Genomic DNA, 587 nt, shown 5'->3' with positions numbered 1-587 from the left:
ATWATCAAATTTATCAAATTTCATAATTTTAGATTCCTATAATTTCTATTTTAAATATATTTTATAGGAATTTTAAAATAACTAGGTTATGCAAGAAGTCTAATGTTATCTGATTTAATAATTGTACCCATAAATGATGGAATAAATAGTGTTAAAGGAGTATTAGATTTAAAAAATACCTTAAATAATTTTTGTAGATTAACAAATAAAAATGTACCATTAATAAATATTATTTTTAATCAAGTAAAAGATAATAATAATTTATTGGATATTAAAAATGTACTAAAAGAAAATAAATTAGATACAAATTTATCAAGAACAATGATTGTATATTCTGATACATATAAAACTATTGAAAATAATTTTAATAGTATTTGAACTAATCAACATTATTGAAGACAAAAACAAGCATACGAAGAACTTATCAAGGAAATCAAATAAGTATGAAAATCGTAAAAAATAAATTATAATATTTTTAAATAGACTTCTTGCATAACCTAGTTATTTTAAAATTCCTATAATTTCTATTTTAAATATATTTTATAGGAATTTTAAAATAACTAGGTTATGCAAGAAGTCTAATAWAW

The 587-nt window shown here is 18.0% G+C and carries 1 protein-coding gene; it reads left to right on the top strand.

What is annotated here, in order from left to right:
- Window positions 1-102 precede the first annotated feature (102 nt).
- The gene (locus EHV01_RS06415; RefSeq protein ID WP_422066730.1) at window positions 103-441 is read left to right on the top strand and encodes a hypothetical protein; all 339 of its coding nucleotides are present in this window, start codon (window positions 103-105) and stop codon (window positions 439-441) included.
- Window positions 442-587 lie beyond the last annotated feature (146 nt).

The organism is Spiroplasma sp. hy2 (assembly GCF_044714365.1).
Taxonomy (GTDB): Bacteria; Bacillota_I; Bacilli_A; order Mycoplasmatales; family Mycoplasmataceae; genus Spiroplasma; species Spiroplasma phoeniceum.
The sequence above is the reverse complement of the archived record's forward strand: the minus strand, read 5'-3'. Positions and strand labels throughout refer to the sequence as shown.